The 21063-nt window shown below is 34.6% G+C and carries 20 protein-coding genes; 13 read left to right on the top strand and 7 right to left on the bottom strand.

The genetic code is table 11. The annotated features are described in order from the left end of the window. The first annotated feature begins 110 nt into the window (after positions 1–110). Positions 111–554: an Lrp/AsnC family transcriptional regulator gene (locus AC5SR4_RS00600; protein ID WP_495357608.1), complete on the top strand. Its 444-nt coding sequence runs from the start codon at positions 111–113 to the stop codon at positions 552–554. A 15-nt stretch (positions 555–569) separates the two neighbouring features. Here AC5SR4_RS00600 and AC5SR4_RS00595 read toward each other — a convergent pair whose 3' ends face one another. Both AC5SR4_RS00595 and AC5SR4_RS00590 read right to left on the bottom strand, forming a co-directional pair. Next, positions 570–1538 (bottom strand): YpdA family putative bacillithiol disulfide reductase, encoded by a 969-nt coding sequence (locus AC5SR4_RS00595; RefSeq protein WP_495357607.1) that lies wholly within the window; start codon positions 1536–1538, stop codon positions 570–572. Beyond that, a complete protein-coding gene (locus AC5SR4_RS00590; protein ID WP_495357606.1) occupies positions 1523–2749 on the bottom strand; it encodes an MFS transporter in 1227 nt (408 codons plus the stop codon). The genes AC5SR4_RS00595 and AC5SR4_RS00590 overlap by 16 nt, the downstream gene beginning before the upstream one ends. 263 nt (positions 2750–3012) lie before the next feature. Between AC5SR4_RS00590 and AC5SR4_RS00585 the strand changes: the two genes are divergently transcribed. After that, the gene (locus AC5SR4_RS00585; RefSeq protein WP_495357605.1) at positions 3013–3618 is read left to right on the top strand and encodes a DUF1684 domain-containing protein; all 606 of its coding nucleotides are present in this window, start codon (positions 3013–3015) and stop codon (positions 3616–3618) included. Here AC5SR4_RS00585 and crcB read toward each other — a convergent pair. After that, positions 3615–3986: a fluoride efflux transporter CrcB gene (gene crcB / locus AC5SR4_RS00580; RefSeq protein ID WP_495357604.1), complete on the bottom strand. Its 372-nt coding sequence runs from the start codon at positions 3984–3986 to the stop codon at positions 3615–3617. The genes AC5SR4_RS00585 and crcB overlap by 4 nt on opposite strands. Continuing rightward, positions 3987–5009: an SRPBCC family protein gene (locus AC5SR4_RS00575; protein ID WP_495357603.1), complete on the bottom strand. Its 1023-nt coding sequence runs from the start codon at positions 5007–5009 to the stop codon at positions 3987–3989. A gap of 242 nt (positions 5010–5251) precedes the next feature. Between AC5SR4_RS00575 and AC5SR4_RS00570 the strand changes: the two genes are divergently transcribed. Then, on the top strand, positions 5252–7282 hold the full coding sequence (locus tag AC5SR4_RS00570; protein WP_495357602.1) for a dipeptidyl-peptidase 3 family protein: 2031 nt from the start codon (positions 5252–5254) through the stop codon (positions 7280–7282). A gap of 452 nt (positions 7283–7734) precedes the next feature. Next, on the top strand, positions 7735–8121 hold the full coding sequence (locus AC5SR4_RS00565; protein WP_495357601.1) for a pyrophosphohydrolase domain-containing protein: 387 nt from the start codon (positions 7735–7737) through the stop codon (positions 8119–8121). Positions 8122–8165: 44 nt separating this feature from the next. On the opposite strand, the gene AC5SR4_RS00560 is transcribed toward AC5SR4_RS00565, so the two are convergent. Further along, positions 8166–9233 (bottom strand): branched-chain amino acid aminotransferase, encoded by a 1068-nt coding sequence (locus AC5SR4_RS00560; protein ID WP_495357600.1) that lies wholly within the window; start codon positions 9231–9233, stop codon positions 8166–8168. Between the two features lie 82 nt (positions 9234–9315). Between AC5SR4_RS00560 and mnmC2 the strand changes: the two genes are divergently transcribed. Next, positions 9316–10002, top strand: a complete 687-nt coding sequence (gene mnmC2, locus AC5SR4_RS00555) for a tRNA (5-methylaminomethyl-2-thiouridine)(34)-methyltransferase MnmC2 (RefSeq protein WP_495357599.1) — start codon at positions 9316–9318, stop codon at positions 10000–10002. A gap of 214 nt (positions 10003–10216) precedes the next feature. Further along, complete coding sequence (locus tag AC5SR4_RS00550) at positions 10217–11122, top strand: TIGR01777 family oxidoreductase (protein WP_495357598.1); 906 nt, start codon at positions 10217–10219, stop codon at positions 11120–11122. Here the strand turns inward: AC5SR4_RS00550 and AC5SR4_RS00545 are convergent. Further along, the gene (locus AC5SR4_RS00545) at positions 11114–12367 is read right to left on the bottom strand and encodes a hypothetical protein (RefSeq protein ID WP_495357597.1); all 1254 of its coding nucleotides are present in this window, start codon (positions 12365–12367) and stop codon (positions 11114–11116) included. The two genes, AC5SR4_RS00550 and AC5SR4_RS00545, sit on opposite strands and share 9 nt — an antisense overlap. A gap of 168 nt (positions 12368–12535) precedes the next feature. On the opposite strand from AC5SR4_RS00545, the gene AC5SR4_RS00540 reads away from it, so the two are divergent. From AC5SR4_RS00540 to AC5SR4_RS00515, 6 genes are all read left to right on the top strand, one after another. Next, the gene (locus AC5SR4_RS00540; RefSeq protein ID WP_495357596.1) at positions 12536–13084 is read left to right on the top strand and encodes a nucleotide exchange factor GrpE; all 549 of its coding nucleotides are present in this window, start codon (positions 12536–12538) and stop codon (positions 13082–13084) included. A 9-nt stretch (positions 13085–13093) separates the two neighbouring features. Further along, complete coding sequence (gene dnaJ / locus AC5SR4_RS00535; RefSeq protein WP_495357595.1) at positions 13094–14209, top strand: molecular chaperone DnaJ; 1116 nt, start codon at positions 13094–13096, stop codon at positions 14207–14209. Between the two features lie 283 nt (positions 14210–14492). Then, complete coding sequence (locus tag AC5SR4_RS00530; RefSeq protein ID WP_495357594.1) at positions 14493–15419, top strand: ABC transporter ATP-binding protein; 927 nt, start codon at positions 14493–14495, stop codon at positions 15417–15419. 5 nt (positions 15420–15424) lie between these two features. Then, positions 15425–16741, top strand: coding sequence for an ABC transporter permease (locus AC5SR4_RS00525; protein WP_495357593.1), 1317 nt, complete (start codon positions 15425–15427; stop codon positions 16739–16741). Positions 16742–16797: 56 nt separating this feature from the next. Beyond that, positions 16798–17715 (top strand): mechanosensitive ion channel family protein, encoded by a 918-nt coding sequence (locus AC5SR4_RS00520; protein WP_495357592.1) that lies wholly within the window; start codon positions 16798–16800, stop codon positions 17713–17715. Continuing rightward, positions 17708–18871, top strand: coding sequence for a sigma-54-dependent transcriptional regulator (locus tag AC5SR4_RS00515; RefSeq protein ID WP_495357591.1), 1164 nt, complete (start codon positions 17708–17710; stop codon positions 18869–18871). The genes AC5SR4_RS00520 and AC5SR4_RS00515 overlap by 8 nt, the downstream gene beginning before the upstream one ends. Before the next feature lie 182 nt (positions 18872–19053). Here AC5SR4_RS00515 and AC5SR4_RS00510 read toward each other — a convergent pair whose 3' ends face one another. Next, positions 19054–19803, bottom strand: a complete 750-nt coding sequence (locus AC5SR4_RS00510) for a hypothetical protein (RefSeq protein WP_495357590.1) — start codon at positions 19801–19803, stop codon at positions 19054–19056. Positions 19804–20152: 349 nt separating this feature from the next. Here AC5SR4_RS00510 and AC5SR4_RS00505 point away from each other — a divergent pair, with 349 nt between their 5' ends. Continuing rightward, on the top strand, positions 20153–21025 hold the full coding sequence (locus AC5SR4_RS00505) for a PPK2 family polyphosphate kinase (protein ID WP_495357589.1): 873 nt from the start codon (positions 20153–20155) through the stop codon (positions 21023–21025). Positions 21026–21063 lie beyond the last annotated feature (38 nt).

Here is a 21063-nt window from a genome sequence, read left to right as displayed (position 1 = left end):
AGCAGTTTTCTCAAAATTACTCACAACTATCCATATATGTCTTTAGATATTAAAGATAATGTGTATATTTACTTTAAATATTAAGTATTTAGTGTAAAATTTCTTTTTATATGAATTTGGATACACTTAATTGGAAGATTCTAAGGTGTTTACAACAAAATGCCAGGCAGTCTAATGCCGAAATAGGGAGGCAAGTGGGCATTAGCTCGCCGGCTGTTGCCGAACGGATTAGAAAAATGGAAGATGCTGGTGTTATAATAGCCTACAAAACAGTGGTTTCTCCTTTAGATATGGGGTATCAACTAAAAGCTTTAATTACTTTACGTGCTTTTATTGGTAAATTAAAGCCCTTTTTAGAAAAAGTAAAGACTTATGATGAGGTTTTAAATTGCTACAGGATTACAGGCGATGAGAACATTGTTATGGAAGTTGTATTTAAAAACCAAAAACATTTAGAATCGTTTATAGACCAACTTATTATTTACGGAGAAACAAAAACGCAAATTGTATTATCCCACGTGGTAAGGTATAAAGAACTAAAACCACTTAAATAATTTATAGTTTGGTTTTTAATGTAATGTTTCAATATGCTTGGCTATCAATGCTGCATGAATCCTGGAATTCTCTATAAACCATTTATGGGTTTCCTTGCCACCACATATTACGCCTGCTAGATAAAGCCCTTCAACATTAGATTGCATGGTTTCGGGATTATAGGTAGGGATGCTTTTATCATCAGAAGATAATGTGATACCACAATCCTTTAACAACTTAAAGTCTGGTAAATACCCCGTAAGTGCCACTACATAATCATTAGGTAGCAGAATAGTTCCTTCGGGTGTTTTTATTTCAACATCATGGGGCGTTATCTTTGTAATTTCTGAATTAAAATAGGCTTTAATGCTTCCCTCACTAATGCGGTTCATAATGTCTGGCCTTACCCAGTATTTTACACGTTCACCTATAGATGGACCTCTAACAACCATAGTAACACGTCCCCCTTTTCGCCAAATCTCTAAAGCGGCATCAACAGCCGAATTACTGGCACCTACAACAATAACGTCTTGCAGGGTATAGTTGTGGGCTTCTTTGTAATAGTGGGTCACCTTAGGTAAATCTTCACCAGGAACATTCAAGGTTTTTGGTATATCGTAAAAACCTGTTGCTATAACAACATATTTTGCATTGTAGTTATTTTTATTGGTGCTTACATAAAACATGCCGTCTTCTTTTTGAATGGTTTTTACGGTTTCATATAAATTAATACGAAGATTGTTGGAGGTTACCACCCGTCTATAATATTCTAAAGCTTCATCTCTATTGGGTTTGGGGTTGTTACTGATAAATGGGATATCATTGATTTCCAATTTTTCAGAGGTTGAAAAAAAGGTCATGTTTTTAGGGTAATTAAACAACGAGTTGGTTAACGCTCCTTTTTCTAAAACCACATAATTCCAACCTCTTTTTTTACATTCCAAAGCACAGGCAATACCAATGGGACCACCTCCTACAATAATAATATCTACACTGCTTTCCAAAGTTTTATTCTTTTTTGAGTTTTTAATGTTCTGTTTAAACTAAACAATATTAAGGCACAAACAACAGCAATACCTGTTATAATATACCAGGTGTTTTCAAATCCTAAATTAGCCGTCATTTGCAACCCTGCATTATGTCCAAATATATGGGCTATGGAAAATGAAATGGAGTATAAGGCCATGTATTCCCCTTGATTTCCCTTTTTAGCCCGATCTATTGCAAAAGCATTAGAAAACGGAAATGCAATCATTTCACCAAAAGTCATAAATAACATGCCTATAAGCAATATACCAGACCAACTTGTTAAATTTAACACAAACAGACTTAATCCTGTTAGTACGGCACCAAAAAACATGAGGCCCAACTTGGTGTATTTTGTGTTTTCCAGCCATTTAATCAACGGCATTTCAAATATAAAAATAAGAAAGCCATTTAGCCCTAAAAGTAAGCCTATTTGTAGTTCGCTTAACACATGTACATCTTTATAGTAAATAGTTATGGTTGAAAAGTACTGTAAGAACACAATACCAAATAACATCATAGCTAATAAAAAGACTAAAAAGGCCTTATCACTATAAGCTGAGACAGGGTTTTCATTTTTAATATCATCCAAAACCTTGGTCTTTTTAGGGTTTAAAACTTCAACCATTACCAGTGTAGCAAGAAGACAGGTTAGCCCGTCTACCCAAAACAGACCTGAATATCCAAGACCAGTAATAATAAGACCGCCAATAGCAGGACCAGCCGAAAACCCCAAGTTTATAGCTAACCTAATTAAGGTTAAAGACCTAATTTTGTTTTCGGGTTTACTATATGCATTTAAGGCAACAAATATGGCCGGCCTAAAGGAGTCTGCAACCAACATAACAACAAAAATGCCAATGCAAATAGACGCGAATGAATGCAAAAACTGTAGAGCAATAAATAGGATGCCAGTAGCAACAAGGCTTCTTACCATTACTTTGTAATAGCCCATAATATCTGTTAATTTACCACCTAGCCATGACCCAGCAACCGAACCTAGCCCGAATGCACTCATTACCCAACCCACATCACTTACCGAAAAATTCAAATCTTCTTTTAGGTAAAGTGATAGAAAGGGAATGACCATAGTGCCAGCCCTATTGATAAGTGTTATAAGCGCAAGCCACCAAATTTCTTTAGATAGACCTTTAAAGGTGCCCAGATAGTTTTTGAATAGTGTTTTCATTATTTTGATTTTAACCAGGTGTTATTTTGATTAAAAGTCGATTACCGACTAAAAATAAAAAGTCCGACTGATAAGTCGGACTTTTACATATTGTAATATTTTATAATTATATCACCACAATATATGATAAGCCCAACATCTACTTCTAGAAGTCTTAATTTGCTTATTACAAAAGGTGACGTTATATCGCATGATAATTTTTTATGAGCCACAAACTTATGCAAAATATTTGTAAGTTGCATTTTTGAAACTAAATATTTATTATGAAATACCTAGTAACAGCATTAATTGTAATTGTTAGCTTTACCAGTTGTGCACAAAAAAAGCAACCTTTATTGGGGGAAACTGAATTTCAGCGTGAATTGAATGCAGAATATAAAGATGCCTCTACCTCGCCGTTAAAAGATGCGGACAGAAAGGATTTTAAAGGCTTGGAATTTTTTAAATTTGACTCTATGTATGTGGTTACGGCTACTTTAAAACGAATGCCCAATAGCAGGTTTGAAACTATGAAAACCACCACGGAACGGAAAACCCTAAAGCGTATTTTTGGAGTGCTTTCTTTTGAATTACAAGGCAAATCTTATCAATTAAATATCTATCAAGATAAAGACTTAATGACCAGGGAAGGTTATGAAGATTATTTATTTTTACCTTTTTTTGATGAAACAAGTGGAGAGGAAAGTTATGGGGGTGGACGTTATATTGATGCCAGTATTCCAGAAGGTGATACGATGATTATTGATTTTAACAAGGCCTATAACCCTTACTGTGCTTATAATGATAAGTATTCGTGCCCGCTGGTACCCAGACAGAATTTTTTAAGAACCCCAATTAAAGCTGGCGTAAAAGCTTTTAAGAAACACTAAAAAAGTTTAGCAACGTAGATGCCGAAAAAAACGGCTAAGAAGCCAATTATAAAACTGGCAATGGTATAAATAGCAAAACTTGTAAAATCGCCCGATTTTAAAAAAACATGGTTTTCGTATGCAAACGTAGAAAACGTTGTAAAACCACCACAAAACCCCGTTGCCAAAAGCAAGATTTGATTTTGAGAAAGCGTATTGTTTTTAATGGCCAACCCTAAAATAATGCCAATTATAAGACTGCCTAAAACATTAGCGGTAAAAGTACCATAAGGAATACCATCTCCAGTATTATTTAAATATTTACCAATAATATAGCGTAGTACACTACCAACGCCGCCGCCGCAAAAAACAAGTAATAGATTCTTCATTTATTCCTTAACAGCTATATATATTTCGGTAACCCAATCAGCAGGGTTTGGTGTGCTTTCAGGATCGGTTAAATAAACTTCAAGCATAGGGCCGTTTTCGGCAAATTTAAGGCCGTTTTCGGGAATGTATGCCATAGTAGTATCCCAAGCTTTGCTTAAATTACTATAATTGCCTTTTAGTGTTGTTTTTACAGCTCTAAAGGGAAGGAATTGCCCAGTAAGAATATCGCTTTGTGTTGTAATGATTTTTTCAGTAGTTGGTACACAGCAAGAAAATATAGTGGCATTATTGGTTACGTCCCATTTAATATAACTTATAAATGGAGCTCCGGCCATAGTTATGTTGTTGGCTTTGGCATAGGCAATAACCTTTGGTAACATGGTTTGCATATGGCTTTTTAATTCGGTTATTTTACAGGAAGTTGTATTGTACAAATAATAGCCACCGCTATGGTTTGTTAAGCCATTTACAGTAATGGTGTATTTTTTCATGCCTTCAGTAACAATACTATCCAATTTTTCAAGGCTTCGTTCATAGTGCGGTCCTATTTGCTTTTCCATGTCACCAGCAAAAACTGTATAGGCCTTAAAGCCAAAGGGTAAATCCTTCCCAGAAATGGTCCATGTAACATCTGTAGAAGTTGCATTATTGGATTTAAAATCCCAATTGATGCTAGAGACTGGAAAGTCTTCAAATTGCATCTCTTGATGTATGGAGGTGCTAGGTGTAGCGTCAACCGTTTTCATAGTGCCAATACCATCATCATCTTCCCATGAATAGGAAGCCCCAATGCCTTTAGTTTCTTCAGGAAATGTAATTTTCATATCGGCATCTGCTTCAACCCAAGAAGACCAAGAGGGCCAAGTTTTATAATCGATAACATGATTGTAAATAACAGCAGCAGGTGCCTGGATGGTTCTGGTTCTGGTAACTTCAAAAGTATTTGGCTGTACTGCAATATATATAGAAGTGCCTATAATAGCAATGAGTATTAAGAATGAAATGTACTTCAAGGCTTTCATATGTTTATTTTTTAGAAATTAATGGTTTATACTCGCGCGCTAAATTTTTATTAGCGCCGTATCCTTTCCTTAATGCTTGATTAGAACAAAGATAGGTATTTTAAAATTCTTAATTAGGAAATTGTTACATTTGTAATGTTGAAAATAATAAATCAATAATAAAATGTGCGTTATTAAAAACAATCAATAATTTAGTTCGTGCTATCATCACTTTTTTTATCAATAATCAAAAAATATATTAAATGAAATTTAAATCAATATTAGTATTGGCTATAGTGGCTATAGTTTTGTTTTCTTGCGGACAGGATAAACCTAAAAACGTAGTTGCTAAAGAAACAGAAACGGCTTTTAATTACAATGTTGAACAATTTGCAGATCTTAAGGTTTTAAGGTATCAAATTCCTGGTTGGGATAAACTAACATTAAAAGAACAAAAGCTGGTTTATTATTTAACACAGGCAGGTTTGTCTGGTCGTGATATTATGTGGGACCAAAACTACAAACACAATCTTAAAATAAGAAAGACCCTGGAACATGTTTATACAAGTTACACGGGCGATAAAACTACAGAAAACTGGAAGGCTTTTACAACTTATTTAAAACGTGTTTGGTTTAGTAATGGCATACACCATCATTACTCAAACGATAAGATTAAACCAGGGTTTTCCCAAGCGTATTTAAAAACCTTATTGGCAGAAACAAATACAACATTAGAAGGCGAACCGTTTGAGGTTATTTTTAATGATAAAGATGTTAAAAAAGTAAATCAAGGCAAAAACATAGACAATGTGTCCCTATCTGCAGTGAATTTTTATGGGGCGGATGTTACTAATGCAGACGTGGAAAGTTTTTACAAGGCAAAACAATCACCAAACCCAGAAAGACCATTGTCGTTTGGATTAAATTCGCAGTTGGTAAAAGACAATGGTGTATTAAAAGAGCGTGTATATAAATCGGGTGGTCTTTATGGAAGTGCCATAGATGAAATAATTAAGTGGTTGGAATTAGCAAAAGGTGTTGCAGAAAATCAACCACAAGCGGATGCCTTAGGGCTTTTAATAAGCTATTATAAGACAGGTGATTTACAAACCTGGGATGATTATAATGTAGCATGGACGAGTGCCACAGCCGGCAATATAGATTATATTAATAGTTTTATAGAAGTGTATAACGATCCACTTGGCTATCGTGGTTCCTATGAGTCAATTGTACAAATAAAGGATTTTGAGATGTCTGAAAAAATGGCTGTTTTATCAAAAAATGCCCAATGGTTTGAAGATCATTCTACACTAATGGATGCCCACAAAAAGAAAAATGTTGTTGGGGTTACCTATAAAGTTGTAAATGTAGCAGGTGAAGCTGGTGATGCATCACCCAGTTCGCCTATTGGAGTAAATTTACCAAATGCCAGTTGGATTCGTGCTGCAGTTGGAAGTAAATCGGTATCTCTTGGTAACCTTATAGAGTCTATTAACAATGCTGGTAGTACAGGACGCTTAAAAGAGTTTGTAAATGATGATGAAGAATTACGACTTGAAGAAACTTATGGGCAACTAGCAGATAAACTGCATACAGCTTTACATGAAGTTATAGGTCATGCATCAGGACAATTAAATCCGGGTGTGGGGGTTACCAAGGAGACATTAAAAAATTATGCATCTACATTAGAGGAGGGACGTGCCGACTTAGTAGGCTTGTACTTTTCATATAGTCCCAAATTGCAAGAACTGGGTTTGGTAGAAGATTGGAAATCTGTTGGGAAAGCTGCGTACGATTCTTATATAAGAAATGGATTGATGACACAATTGATCCGATTGAATTTAGGAGATGATGTTGAAGAGGCGCACATGCGAAACAGGCAATGGGTAAGTGCCTGGGTTTTTGAAAAGGGAAAGGACGATAACGTTATTGAGAAAATTACCAGAAACGGTAAAACGTACTTTAATATTAACGATTATGAAAAACTTCGTGAGCTCTTTGGGGAATTATTACGCGAAACGCAACGTATAAAATCTGAAGGTGATTATGAAGCAGTACAGGCATTGGTTGAGACTTATGGCGTAAAAGTAGATCAGGAATTACATGCTGAGGTTTTAGAGCGCAATAAACAATTTACTTCTGCACCTTATAGTGGTTTTGTAAATCCTATTTTAATGGTCGATAAAAATGAAGCAGGTGAGATTATTGCTATTAAGGTTACACAACCAAAAACATTTGCAGAACAAATGTTGAGTTACAGTGAAAATTATAACTTTTTGCCAGAATACAACTAGTATTTTAAAGGTGTTAAAAACAAAAAAACAGAGCCTTATTTAAGGTTCTGTTTTTTTGTTTACGCTAAAAAATAAAAGGAGCAAATTAATGACAATAAGTGAGCTAACGATAATTAGTAGATTCATTGTGTAAGTTTTTTGTTATTTAATAGATACACAACCTACAAAAAGGTTGCGTTAAAAATCTCAACTATTTATATAACAAGAAAACTTTGTTTTTTCCCAGCTGCTATTTAAAGAAAAACTTAATAGCAGAAATAAATAAAATAAACGCAATAAATGCAATAAGTACCCATATACTGCCTCCATAGAAGCGTTTGTGAAGTTTAAGGTCTTTGCGATATGTATATGTAATAACAATAGCAAAGACAATAAAAAATAAAACTCCAAAAATGATTTGACCTTTACTAAACATATGGCTATTTTTATGCAAATTTAATGAAATCATAACAATGAAGAGTAAAATAGAGGCCGTAAAAGCATTCCATACAGCATTTAAAATAGGGCATAGGGAAACACCCAAAGCCAATTTAGGTATTGAAAAGAACCAATTGCGTTTTAATTTAATGAAAGAGGAAAATGAAGAGTACCTTGAAGCTGCCAATAATAACGATTTGGTTGAGGTGGCCGATGCGCTTGGAGATATGCTTTATATTTTGTGTGGTACTATTATAGAGCATGGTATGCAGTATAAAATAGAAGAAGTATTTGAAGAAATACAACGTAGCAATATGAGTAAATTAGGTGAAGATGGCCAGCCTATTTATAGAGAAGACGGTAAAGTTTTAAAAGGCCCTAATTATTTTAAGCCAAACATTGCATCCATTTTAGATAAATAAAAAAAGGAGGAGCAATTGCTCCTCCTTTTTTATAAGTTAAAAATTTAATCAATTTTATAACGCCACCCAAATGGGTCATCAGATTTGTTAGTTTGTATATCGGTAATACGTTTTTTCAAATAACTGGCATAAGTATCTGTTAATTCCGGTAATTCATAGTCGGTATCCTTATAACCAAATCCCGCAATGGGCGATATAACAGCGGCGGTTCCAGCACCAAACATTTCTTTTAAACTGCCATTTTTAGCGGCTTCAACAACCTCATGCACAGAAATTTTTCTAACCTCTACAGATATGCCTTCTGCCTTAGCTAATTCAATAATGCTTTTTCTAGTAATACCATCTAAAATTCTATCGCTGGTAGGGCCCGTTATTAGTGTATCATTAATGCGTACAAAAATGTTCATGGCACCGGCTTCTTCAATATACTCGTGGGTAGTATCATCAGTCCAAATAACTTGTTGATACCCTTTTTCTATGGCTAATTGCGTTGGGTAAAATTGTCCTGCATAATTTCCACCAGCTTTAGCATAACCAACACCACCGTTTGCAGAACGTGAATACGTTTGTTCAATTAAAACTTTTACCTTTCCAGAAAAATAAGAGCCAGATGGCGCAGTGGCTATAATAAACTTATAAGCATTTGCGGGCGATGCATGAAAGCCATTACCAGAAGCAAAAACAAACGGACGAATATACAGTGAGCTACCATCCTTTTTAGGAATCCATGCCTTATCCACTTCTAACAAAGCTTTTAAACCATCCATAAAATGACTTTCGGGTAATTCAGGAATAGCCAATCGCTTAGATGAAATATTTAAACGCTTAAAGTTTTCTAAAGGACGAAATAACCACACATCACCATTAGCATCTTTGTAGGCTTTCATGCCTTCAAAAACGGATTGTCCATAATGAAAAATTTTAGCAGAAGGATCTAAAGTAATAGGTTGATAAGGTACCACTTTAGGTGCACCCCATTTACCATCTTTAAAATCACACTCTAGCATATGGTCAGAAAAAACACTGCCAAAAGCCAAATTGTCGAAATCAACCTCATTTAATTTAGAAGTCTTGGTTTTTATAACTTCTATATCATTGATTAATGCGTTCATATATTATTATTTTATGCTACAAATTTAAGTAAAAAGGCGCTTAAAAAGGGTATCTTTGTAACAAATCGTCAAAAATCTATATTTGAAGCGAGAAGTAGTTATTACAGCCGATGGTTCTACAACCATTCATTTACCAGAATGGAATGAGCAATACCATTCCAAGCACGGAGCAATACAAGAGGCTTACCATGTGTTTATAAAACATGGATTACACTATTACAATTCCAAATTTGTTTTAGAACCCCATCAAGAGATTTCGATATTGGAAATAGGTTATGGTACGGGGCTCAATGCATTTATAACATTTTTAGAGTCAGAAAAATTAAATCTTTCTATACATTATACTGGTGTGGAAGGTTACCCAGTTCCTATGGATGAAATAAAGCAACTCAATTACCCACAGCAATTACAGGTAGAAGACATGGCATTAACTTTCAAAATGCTTCATGAAGTATCTTGGGGAGAGACGCACACAATATCGTCCCATTTCTTACTGACTAAGCAAAAGCGTTTTTTTTCAGAAATAAACGAAATAAATGTTTTTAACGTAATTTATTTTGATGCCTTTGGGGCTAGGGTACAACCAGAATTATGGACAGAAACTATGTTTAAAAACATGTACAAAGCTTTAAAAGCTAATGGCATACTGGTAACGTATGCTGCTAAAGGCAGTGTACGTAGAGCTATGCAGGCTGTTGGGTTTACCGTAGAAAAACTACCTGGCCCACCAGGAAAACGAGAAATGTTGCGCGCCTGGAAGGAAGCGTAACATTGAGCGTTAGCTAAATATCGTATGCCTGGAAGGAAGCGTAACATTGAGCGTTAGCTAAATATCGTATGCCTGGAAGGAAGCGTAACATTGAGCGTTAGCTAAATGTCTTATGCCTGGAAGGAAGCGTAACATTTCCAAAATACTGTTAAACCTTATATAAATCTATAGTTATTGGTGTTCTCGTTTTGTAACTTTATATAAAAATTGATTAATGAAAGTTTTAATAACAGGAGCGACAGGATTAATTGGGCAGGAAATTGTAAAACTTTGTCTTAAAAAGGAAATAGCTGTTAATTACCTTACCACACGTAAATCTAAAATAAAGCAAACAGATACTTACAAAGGGTTTTATTGGAATCCTAAAACCCAAGACATAGATGTTAATTGTTTTGTAGGAGTTGATGCTATTATCCATCTAGCGGGGGCAACAGTCTCAAGGCGATGGACGCCCAATTATAAGAAACAGATTCTGTCTAGCAGGAAAGAAACTACCCGATTACTGGTTAATAATTTAAAAGGTGAAGCACATGGTATAAAACAAGTTATTTCGGCCAGTGCTGTTGGGGTTTACCCCGATTCATTGACAAATTATTACGATGAGACTTTTAAAACCACAGAAACCTCTTTTTTAAGTAAGGTAGTTAAGGTATGGGAAAAGGAAGTAGATGCCTTTTCAAAATTAGATATAACAGTTTCTAAAATAAGGATTGGTTTGGTGTTATCAAGTAATGGTGGTGCACTAACCGAAATGCTTAAACCTATAAAGCTAGGTTTAGGGGCCGCTTTTGGAAGTGGTGAACAATGGCAATCGTGGATTCATATTCAAGATTTGTCCCGATTGTTTGTATATGTTTTTAAATATAGGTTGGAGGGTATTTTTAATGGTGTTGCCCCCAATCCGGTTACCAACAGAGAACTAACAAAAACCATGGCCCATGTAGTTGATAAGCCATTATTCCTTCCTAATATTCCCAAATTCTTAATGAAATTGATTTTAGGAGAAATGCATACGATACTATTTGAGAGCCAACGCGTGAGTTCTAGAAAAATAGAAGATAAGGGCTTCCATTTTAGATATTACCATTTGCAGCCTGCTTTGGTGGATTTGTTAAAATAAATTATACCCTATAATAAAAGAAACCCTTTTATAGTTAGTAGAATAATTAACGTTCGAAATAACTTGCTGGTTTGAAGAAACCCTGGCTTCTAAATTTAACTTGTTATTATACCTGTATCCAAGGCCAAAGGTGAAATAGTTTTTACCTTTTAGCCCTAAGTCAACTAGACTTTCTGTTTCATAATCAAACTCAGATCCCATATCAATAGAATTGAAATTGTATAAGAAGTTTAAGGCTATTTTAGAGTTATCATTAATAGGGAAATAATACTTTACCCCAAATAATAAATCAATGACTTTATAGTCAATAGAAACATCGGTTGTATTAGAGAAAGTTGCCCCTCTTGCATAGACATAGTCCTCAATATCAGATTTAAAACTTTGATAAGTAGGCTCAAAAACCAAAGCAATTCTTTCATTATTAAAAGGCAAAATAAACTCAGTTTCAATGCCAAACCCTAAGTTTGTATTACTTCCAAAATCTAATCGGTCTATATTATCTGCCTTAGTATCAGTCGAAAAAGAAGAAAAATTAATACTTGGTTTTACAAGTAAATTAAACTTTATTTTTTTACGCTCATTAACTACTGTATTAATATAATCGGGGTTTTTACATTTGTTATAGGCTTCAACATGCGCTGCTAAGCTTTTTTCATTGTAACTTGTTTTTTTCAAATCTTCAATAGAAAAAGTATCACAGTTCAAATGTGTTTTAAGTTGTTGTTTGTATTGGTTGTTTTCTTTTGCACGAGTAGCAGATACTAGGTATTTTTTATAAACCAACTGTTCAGCACTTGCATGGTCTTTACTGAAAAAAAACAAAGTGGTGTTATCATCCGTATAAGAAAATAAACTAGCCTCACCTTTAACAACATATTTTAAAAATAAAGTCTTGTCTACAAATACAGGCTCTTTGTTTTCACTTAGTTTATAAGTCTTGGCACTAGATATATCTATCTTTACTTGAAATCTTTTGTAAGTGTTATTGGCATATCCAAATTCAGAAATATTTTCTACCAAACCTTTAACTGCACTAGCATCAATAGTGTTTTTATAGGTAATGTGTTCTGGATTTTTCCTCCAGTCTCCATCAAGAATCAAGCAATTAACTTTATCACCGTTATTATTGATGATATAACCTTCAACATAATTCTCGTTTAATTTGTTTTGTGAAGTAATGTTTTGTGCAAAGGCAATTAATAATATTAAGATTAACGCCTTATTAATAATTTTTGAGTTGGTCATCTGATAATAATATAAAAATTGAAGACCAAATATATATCTTTTTTCTTACATAGAAATAAAAGGTTTAAAATTTAGTAAAAATTAATTGATGACATTATGACATTTTTACAATAATGGCAGTACTTTTGCCAACTAATTTTAGTATTTGTAAAAAATTTAGATACGGCAATGAGTAAAAAAGACAAAGCAAACGATATAGATAAAGAACAGTTAGAAGCTGTAGAAAACGAAACAGTTGAAGTGGAAGAGCAAGTTGTTGAAGAACAAACAGTAGAGGAAAAACTTCAAGAAGAATTAAAGCAAGAGAAAGATAAGTTTTTGCGTTTATTTGCAGAGTTTGAAAATTACAAAAGACGTACGGCTAAAGAACGTATTGATTTGTTTAAAACAGCAAACCAAGATGTCATGGTAGCATTATTACCAATTCTTGATGATTTTGATAGAGCGTATTTGGAAATCTCCAAGACAAAAGAAAAAGAACTTTTAAAAGGTGTAGAGCTTATCAATAATAAATTGAAATCGACACTTCAACAAAAAGGACTTTCGGTTATAGAGGCAGCTAAAGGTGATGCTTTCAATGCCGATAATCATGAAGCTATTACACAAATACCAGCGCCAACAGATGATTTAAAAGGAAAAATCATTGATGTTATAGAAAAGGGATATAAACTAGGGGACAAAGTAATTCGTTTTCCTAAAGTTGTAATAGGGCAATAAAGATAAACCATGGCTAAAAGAGATTATTACGAAATATTAGGTGTAAGCAAAGGAGCAACAGCTGCCGAAATAAAGAAAGCTTATCGCAAAAAAGCAATTGAGTATCACCCTGACAAAAATCCAGATAATAAAGAAGCTGAGGCAAAGTTTAAAGAAGCTGCCGAGGCCTATGAAGTATTGAGTGATGCTGACAAAAAAGCGCGTTACGACCAATTTGGGCATCAAGCCTTTGAGAATGGCGGTGGCTTTGGCGGTGGCGGTATGAATATGGATGACATATTCAGTCAGTTTGGTGATATATTTGGAGGTGCTTTTGGTGGTGGCGGTTTTTCTGGTTTTGGAGGTGGCGGACAACGCCGTACCAAGGGAAGTAATTTACGCATTCGCGTTAAGCTAACCCTAGAGGAAATAGCCAATAGCGTTGAGAAAAAAATTAAGGTAAAACGAAAAGTACAAGCGCCAGGAACCACTTATAAAACATGTTCTACTTGCCACGGAACTGGGCAAGTTACACGAATAGCAAATACTATTTTAGGTAGAATGCAAACTTCGGCACCTTGTAATGTATGCGGCGGTGCAGGTCAAACTATAGATAAAAAACCCGCCGATGCTGATGCACAAGGGCTAAAGGTAATAGAAGAGACCGTTTCTATTAAAATACCTGCAGGCGTAGTAGATGGCATGCAGCTTAAAGTATCAGGAAAAGGTAATGAAGCCCCAGGAAATGGCATTTCTGGAGACATTATAGTTGTCATAGAAGAAGAGCAACATGAAAGGTTACAACGCGAAGGTGATAATTTACATTACGACCTATACATTAGTTATCCTGAAGCTGTTTTGGGAACATCTAAAGAAATTGATACCGTAACAGGTAAAGTCCGCATTAAGATAGAAGCTGGTGTACAATCAGGTAAAATTTTACGTTTACGAGGCAAAGGTATTCCAAGTATAAATGGATATGGTAGGGGTGATTTATTGGTACACGTAAATGTATGGACGCCAAAAACCTTAAATAAACAGCAACGCGAGTTTTTTGAAAGTATGCAAGATGATGAACATTTCACGCCTAAACCAGAAAGTACTGATAAATCATTTTTCGAAAAAGTAAAAGATATGTTTTCCTAAAAGAATAGTAGGCTATATATATATATTTACCCTTTCAATTTTTTTGCAAAGTTCTTATTTGTTTTTAGGAATTTTTAAGAAAAAAAAACTATATTTGATTCATCACTAATATTGCATTAGTGATAATTTTTCTTTTTCATAGCAATTTTTTTCCCATCCTTAATCTTTTTTAAGGGTGGGTTTTGTTTTTAAGCATGTTGATTCTTAAATTAAGTTTAAAGTCCTGAGCTAGGTCCCTTAACATTTAATATATTTACCATTAACTAGAGAATAAAAATCGCAAATGAGTAACTTACTGGAAGTTAACGAAGTTTCTAAAAACTTTGGAGATTTTAAAGCACTTAACAACGTATCCATATCTGTACCTAAAGGAAGTATTTTTGGTTTGTTAGGTCCTAATGGAGCTGGTAAAACAACATTAATTCGCATAATTAACCAAATAACCATGCCCGATTCTGGTACCGTGCATATAGATAACGAGTTGCTTAACACCTCGCATATTAAAGATATAGGTTACTTACCAGAAGAGCGCGGTCTTTACAAAACCATGAAAGTAGGCGAACAAGCATTGTATTTGGCGCAATTAAAAGGTTTAAGCAAAGCCGAGGCTAAAACGCGTTTAAAATATTGGTTTGACCGTTTAGAAATAGGCAACTGGTGGAACAAAAAAATCCAGGAACTATCAAAAGGGATGGCACAAAAAATCCAGTTTGTAGTAACAGTAATGCACCAACCAAAACTGTTGATTTTTGATGAACCCTTTTCAGGATTCGATCCCATAAATGCCAATTTGATTAAAGACGAGATTTTGCAACTAAGAGATCAAGGAGCCACCGTTATTTTTTCGACCCACAGAATGGAATCCGTGGAAGAGCTGTGTGATGATATTGCGCTTATAAATAAATCCAATAAAATTCTGGGCGGTAAACTAATTGATATTAAAAGGCAGTATAAAATAAATACCTATGAAGTAGGTATAAAAGCAGCAAACGAAACTAGATTACGAGAAGAATTAGCACAAAAGTTTGATGTTACCAATGCCAATTTCAAGACCTTGGATAATGAGTTAAAGCTAAATATAAAACTTTCCAATAATCATACACCAAACGATTTGTTAAGTTATTTAACAACAAAAGGCCATGTGTCGCATTTTGTAGAGTTAATACCCAGTGTAAACGATATATTCATAAAAACTGTAAAGAATAATTAATTTAAATGAACCATTTACCACTAATAATAAAGCGGGAGTACTTTACTAAAGTGAGAAACAAATCATTTATTGTGATGACGTTTGTAAGCCCTATAATTGTTATAGCACTTGCAGCGTTTATAGTTTATTTATCACAATTAAATAACGATAGGATACGCACCATTACTATTTTAGATGAATCGGGTTTTGTTCAAAACGCCTTTAAAAATACCGACCATACTACCTACAATGTTGTATCACACATGTCCTTAAAAGCGGCCAAGACTTTGGTGCAGGAAAGCTCAGGTTATGGCCTTTTGCATATAGAGAAAGTCACTAACATAGATTCCATTGCTAATCATATTAAGTTTTATTCCGAAGAATCGCCATCACTGTCATTGATTTCAGAATTAGAAAATGAAATAGAAGCAGAACTTACTAATAAAAAGATGCAAGAAAAAGGGATTGATATTAGTATGATTAACAGTTCAAAAACTTTAGTCAACATAGATCAGGAAAGTTTTGAAGGCGAGAAAACATCCAAGACTGATAGTATTGTAAAACTCGTATTTGGTTGTGCAGCAGGATATTTACTTTTCATGTTCATTATTATTTATGGTAATATGATTATGCGAAGTGTTATTGAAGAAAAAACCAGTAGAATTATAGAAGTTATTATTTCATCTGTAAAGCCAGTACAGCTCATGTTGGGTAAAATTATAGGCACTTCGTTAGCGGGTGTTACCCAATTTATTATTTGGATGATTTTTGGCGCCATTTTATTAACCATCATATCTGTAGTATTTGGTATAGATATGGCACAATTTAAAACACCACAACAAGCCATGATGCAACAGGCCGTGGCAGACCCCCAACTTAATATGCAAGTTCATGATGTTATAACCGCATTTTACCATTTACCATTACTAAATTTAATTGTTGCATTTATTTTCTTTTTTATAGGAGGGTATTTATTGTATAGCTCTCTGTATGCAGCTATTGGAGCGGCAGTAGATAACGAGACAGATACACAACAATTTATATTGCCAATCATCATGCCTTTAATATTAGCCGTTTATATTGGTATCTTTACAGTTATAGAAGATCCGCATGGTACTGTGTCAACCGTATTTTCATTTATACCGTTAACATCTCCAGTGGTTATGTTAATGCGTATACCTTTTGGGGTTTCACTTTGGCAACAATTGGTATCGTTTTTAATTTTAATAGGAACATTTATGCTCACCGTTTGGTTTGCAGCCAAAATATATAGGGTAGGCATTTTAATGTATGGTAAAAAACCAAGTTATAAAGAATTGATTAAATGGATAAAATTAAAGTAAGTTAAATTTACAAGTAAAAGAAAAAGTTTAAATTGCTTAACAATATCAAATTAAAGATGCTACAAGAATTAGATAAAATAGAAAAAACGATTAGCGAAAACTCCTTTATGAGCAAAGTAAATGAGTTTTTAAACCAGCATTACGATTTTAGTGATAAAATTAGTATTTCAGTTAAAGATGTTATTGTTATTATCACTGTTATATTTATAACAACACTTTTCCTAAAGTTTTTATTACGAATAATAACCAGAAAGCTCCCAGAAGATGATAAAGGCAAGTTCAATGTTGTATTTAGTTATTTTAGGTGGTTGGTTTACCTAATCATCCTGCTTATAACCTTGCATGCCGTAGGAGTAGATGTCACAGCCGTTTTTGCAGCATCAGCAGCCTTATTAATAGGTATAGGTTTGGCACTTCAAACTCTATTTCAGGATATCATTTCAGGGGTATTTATTTTAATAGACCAAACGGTGCATGTAGGCGATATTATTGAATTAGATGGTAAAGTAGGTAGGGTAGAAGAGATTAAACTCCGTACCACACGTGCCGTTACCATAGATAATAAAGTACTGGTCATTCCAAACCATTTATATCTAGAAAACAGTTTGTACAATTGGACCCAAAACGGAAGTACCACTAGAGAAAGTGTATTAGTTGGCGTGGCTTATGGAAGCGATGTTCAATTAGTAAGAAAGTTGCTAACACAAGCGGCCAGTACACACCCAGATGTGTTATCAGAGCCCGAAGTCATTGTTCAGTTTTTGGACTTTGGAGACAGTTCCTTAAACTTTAAAGTTATATTCACCATAGCCGATAGTTTTAATGTTAACATACCAAAGAGCGATATCCGTTTTGAAATAGATAGATTGTTCAGGGAATATAACGTCACTATACCGTTCCCGCAACGCGATATACATATCATTTCAAACCCAGGTACCCTAAACCCAACACCTAAAACCCAAGAAGATGCCTAAGATACTAGTAATAGAAGACGAAGCCGCCATTAGAAGAGTCCTTGTTAAAATCCTTTCAGAAGAGAATGACAGCTATCAGGTAGAAGAGGCTGAAGATGGTTTAGAAGGTGTTGAGAAAATAAAAAATGATGACTACGATCTTATTCTTTGCGACATCAAAATGCCAAAGATGGATGGCGTAGAAGTTTTAGAGGCTGTTAAGAAAGTAAAGTCAGAAATACCCATTGTTATGATTTCAGGGCATGGTGATTTAGACACAGCTGTAAATACCATGCGTTTAGGGGCGTTTGATTATATTTCAAAGCCACCAGATTTAAACCGACTTCTTAATACGGTACGCAATGCATTAGATAGAAAAGAATTGGTGGTAGAAAACAAATTGCTCAAAAAGAAAGTGAGCAAAAATTTTGAAATGATAGGCGAGAGCGAAGCCATATCCCAAATTAAGGACATGATAGAAAAAGTAGCTCCTACCGATGCACGAGTGCTTATAACAGGCCCTAATGGAACAGGTAAAGAATTGGTGGCGCATTGGTTGCACCAAAAAAGCGAGCGATCTTCGGGTCCCATGATTGAGGTTAATTGTGCCGCTATACCCAGCGAATTGATTGAAAGCGAATTGTTTGGTCATGTAAAAGGCGCCTTTACAAGTGCCGTTAAAGACCGCGCTGGAAAATTTGAAACTGCCAGTGGAGGTACCATCTTTCTAGATGAGATTGGCGATATGAGCCTTTCTGCCCAGGCCAAGGTTTTAAGGGCATTACAAGAAAGCCGTATACAGCGTGTGGGTAGTGATAAAGACATTAAAGTAAATGTACGTGTTGTAGCAGCAACCAATAAAGATCTAAAAAAAGAAATAGAAGCTGGTAGGTTTCGTGAAGATTTATACCATAGGCTAGCAGTGATCTTAATAAAAGTACCGGCCTTAAACGACCGACGGGATGATATTCCATTACTTATAAAGTACTTTGCAGAGAAGATAGCAAACGAACAAGGCGTGGCACAAAAAACATTTTCTGATAAAGCTGTAAAATTACTTCAGGATTATGATTGGACAGGTAATATTAGAGAGCTTCGAAATGTTGTGGAACGATTGATTATTTTAGGAGGTAAAGACGTAAGTGAGCAAGATGTAAAGCTGTTTGCTTCTAAGTAACTTTTAGTTATTAGGATTGTTATAAGCAAGGTATAATTCAACCTTTTTACCTATACATTTTATTGTATTGTCTTATTATTGTATTGTCTTAATATATTGAAACAATACCTCAGGGGTGTAGAATTAACAGAAACTCTAAAAGAACACCCCATATTTACAATATAATATATATAATTAGAGTTCTAGTCCGCTAAATCATCACAAGCACTTAAAGTATTCAAATACTCCGAAGTCAGGGCTTTTAAATCCTTAATAAAATAGGTTTTAATTTCGTCCATACTTTTAGTTTCCAGAGCTGCATCAAAACTTTTATAGATAATGGGTTTATGGTTGCAATCACAAATTTTTAAGGACTCGTTATAGCTTTTTACATTGGTAGTGATAACCGCTTTATAGTCATGGATCAATTGTTCCTTTTTAAGCTTGGTTTCCATTTGTTTTTGGGCGGCAAGCTTTTGCTTGATTTCCTGTTCTTTTCTAAGCAAATCCAAACGTTGTTGTTCTAAAACCGATTGTTGTTCTTCTAAGGAAGCCAGTTCGCTAGCTTGGGTTTGGTTGTTATTTGCCTGGGCTGCATTAAACTTATCAAGCGCAATAATACTTTCTTTAGCAATATCGCGGGCACGCTTTACAAAAAAGCGTCCATCTTCATAGGTTTCAGCAGGGTCTACCTTTGCTAATAGATCAATAGCATCATAAACCAGGTCATAGCCTGTTTCGCAACCACAATCCTTTAATTTGTCCTTGGCACGTTTAAAGGACTCTAAAGACCGATTGGCATAGTATTTTAAATGTGAGATGTTATTAGATTCATATGAAGACTTAACATTAGAATAGGCATACACAAGATCAGAATCAGCATCGCCACAAGTTTGTCCGTAAAATTGAAAATTTGCAAGTAAAACTAATAGAAAAAAGTAGTAGTTTTTCATGGTATATAAGGGTTAAATTCATAAATAGGTTGCCCAAATGTAAATAAAACTGATTAAAATGGGGTGCATTTCGTCGAATTTGTAGATTTATGTGTAGGTTTTGAAGTTTCTGAGAGGACTAAGTGGACTGAGAGGGACTGAATTTCTATGGAGCTTTAAAATATAATGGTTTGTATTTCGTCGAATTTGTATTAGTTTTAAAGTTTCTAACTCGACTAAGTGGACTGAGTTTAAGGAGTTCTTAAATAAAAAAATATGAATAATAACTATACTTACAGAAAACTATTGGTTTGGCAAAAATCGATGGCTTATGAAACTCGGTCCCCTCAACAACCCAAAAACTAAAATAATGAAAGCAAAGCATATCAACCCTAACGACTTTAAAGTTACAACACCCATTACATTGAAGGATACCAATACCAAAGTGGTTATAAAAAAGGCCGAAAAAGAACTTGAAGACCTTAGGGAAAAACTAGGTAAAATACAAGATACCATGTATGCCCACGGTAAATACGCTGTTTTAGTGTGCTTGCAGGGCATGGATACAGCAGGTAAGGATAGTTTAATCCGTGAGGTTTTTAAAGATTTTAATACCCGTGGTATTGTGGTGCACAGTTTTAAAGTGCCAACCCCATTAGAGCTTAAGCATGATTATTTATGGCGCCATTATATAGCCTTGCCTCCAAGGGGCAAATTTGGGGTTTTTAACCGTACCCATTATGAAAATGTATTGGTTACCCGAGTGCACCCCAGTTATATTTTAGGTGAAAATATACCCAGTGTTAATGCTGTTAGCGATATAAATGATGCCTTTTGGGATGTCCGATTTGAACAGATTAACGATTTTGAAAAACATATTGCAAGCAATGGTACCATTATATTTAAGTTTTTTTTAAACCTTTCTAAAGAAGAACAAAAGAACCGATTGCTACGTCGTTTGGAGAAGAAGGAAAAAAACTGGAAGTTCTCACCAGGTGATTTAAAGGAACGTAAGCTATGGGACCAATATCAAGCCTGCTATGAAGACGCCATTAATAGGACGTCTAAACCCCACGCACCTTGGTACACCATTCCTGCCGATGATAAATCTTCAGCACGCTACATAGTTGCAAAAACCATGTATGAGACCTTATGTGAATATACCGATATTCAAGAACCTGAATTGGATGACGAGGTTAAAGCCAATCTAGAGCTGTATAAGAAACAGTTAGAAAGCGAATAACGTTTATATTTTATGATTTTGTTTAGACTTAATGCTCT

This window comes from Aestuariibaculum scopimerae (assembly GCF_059428085.1).
This window is presented reverse-complemented; position numbering and strand designations above follow the sequence as displayed.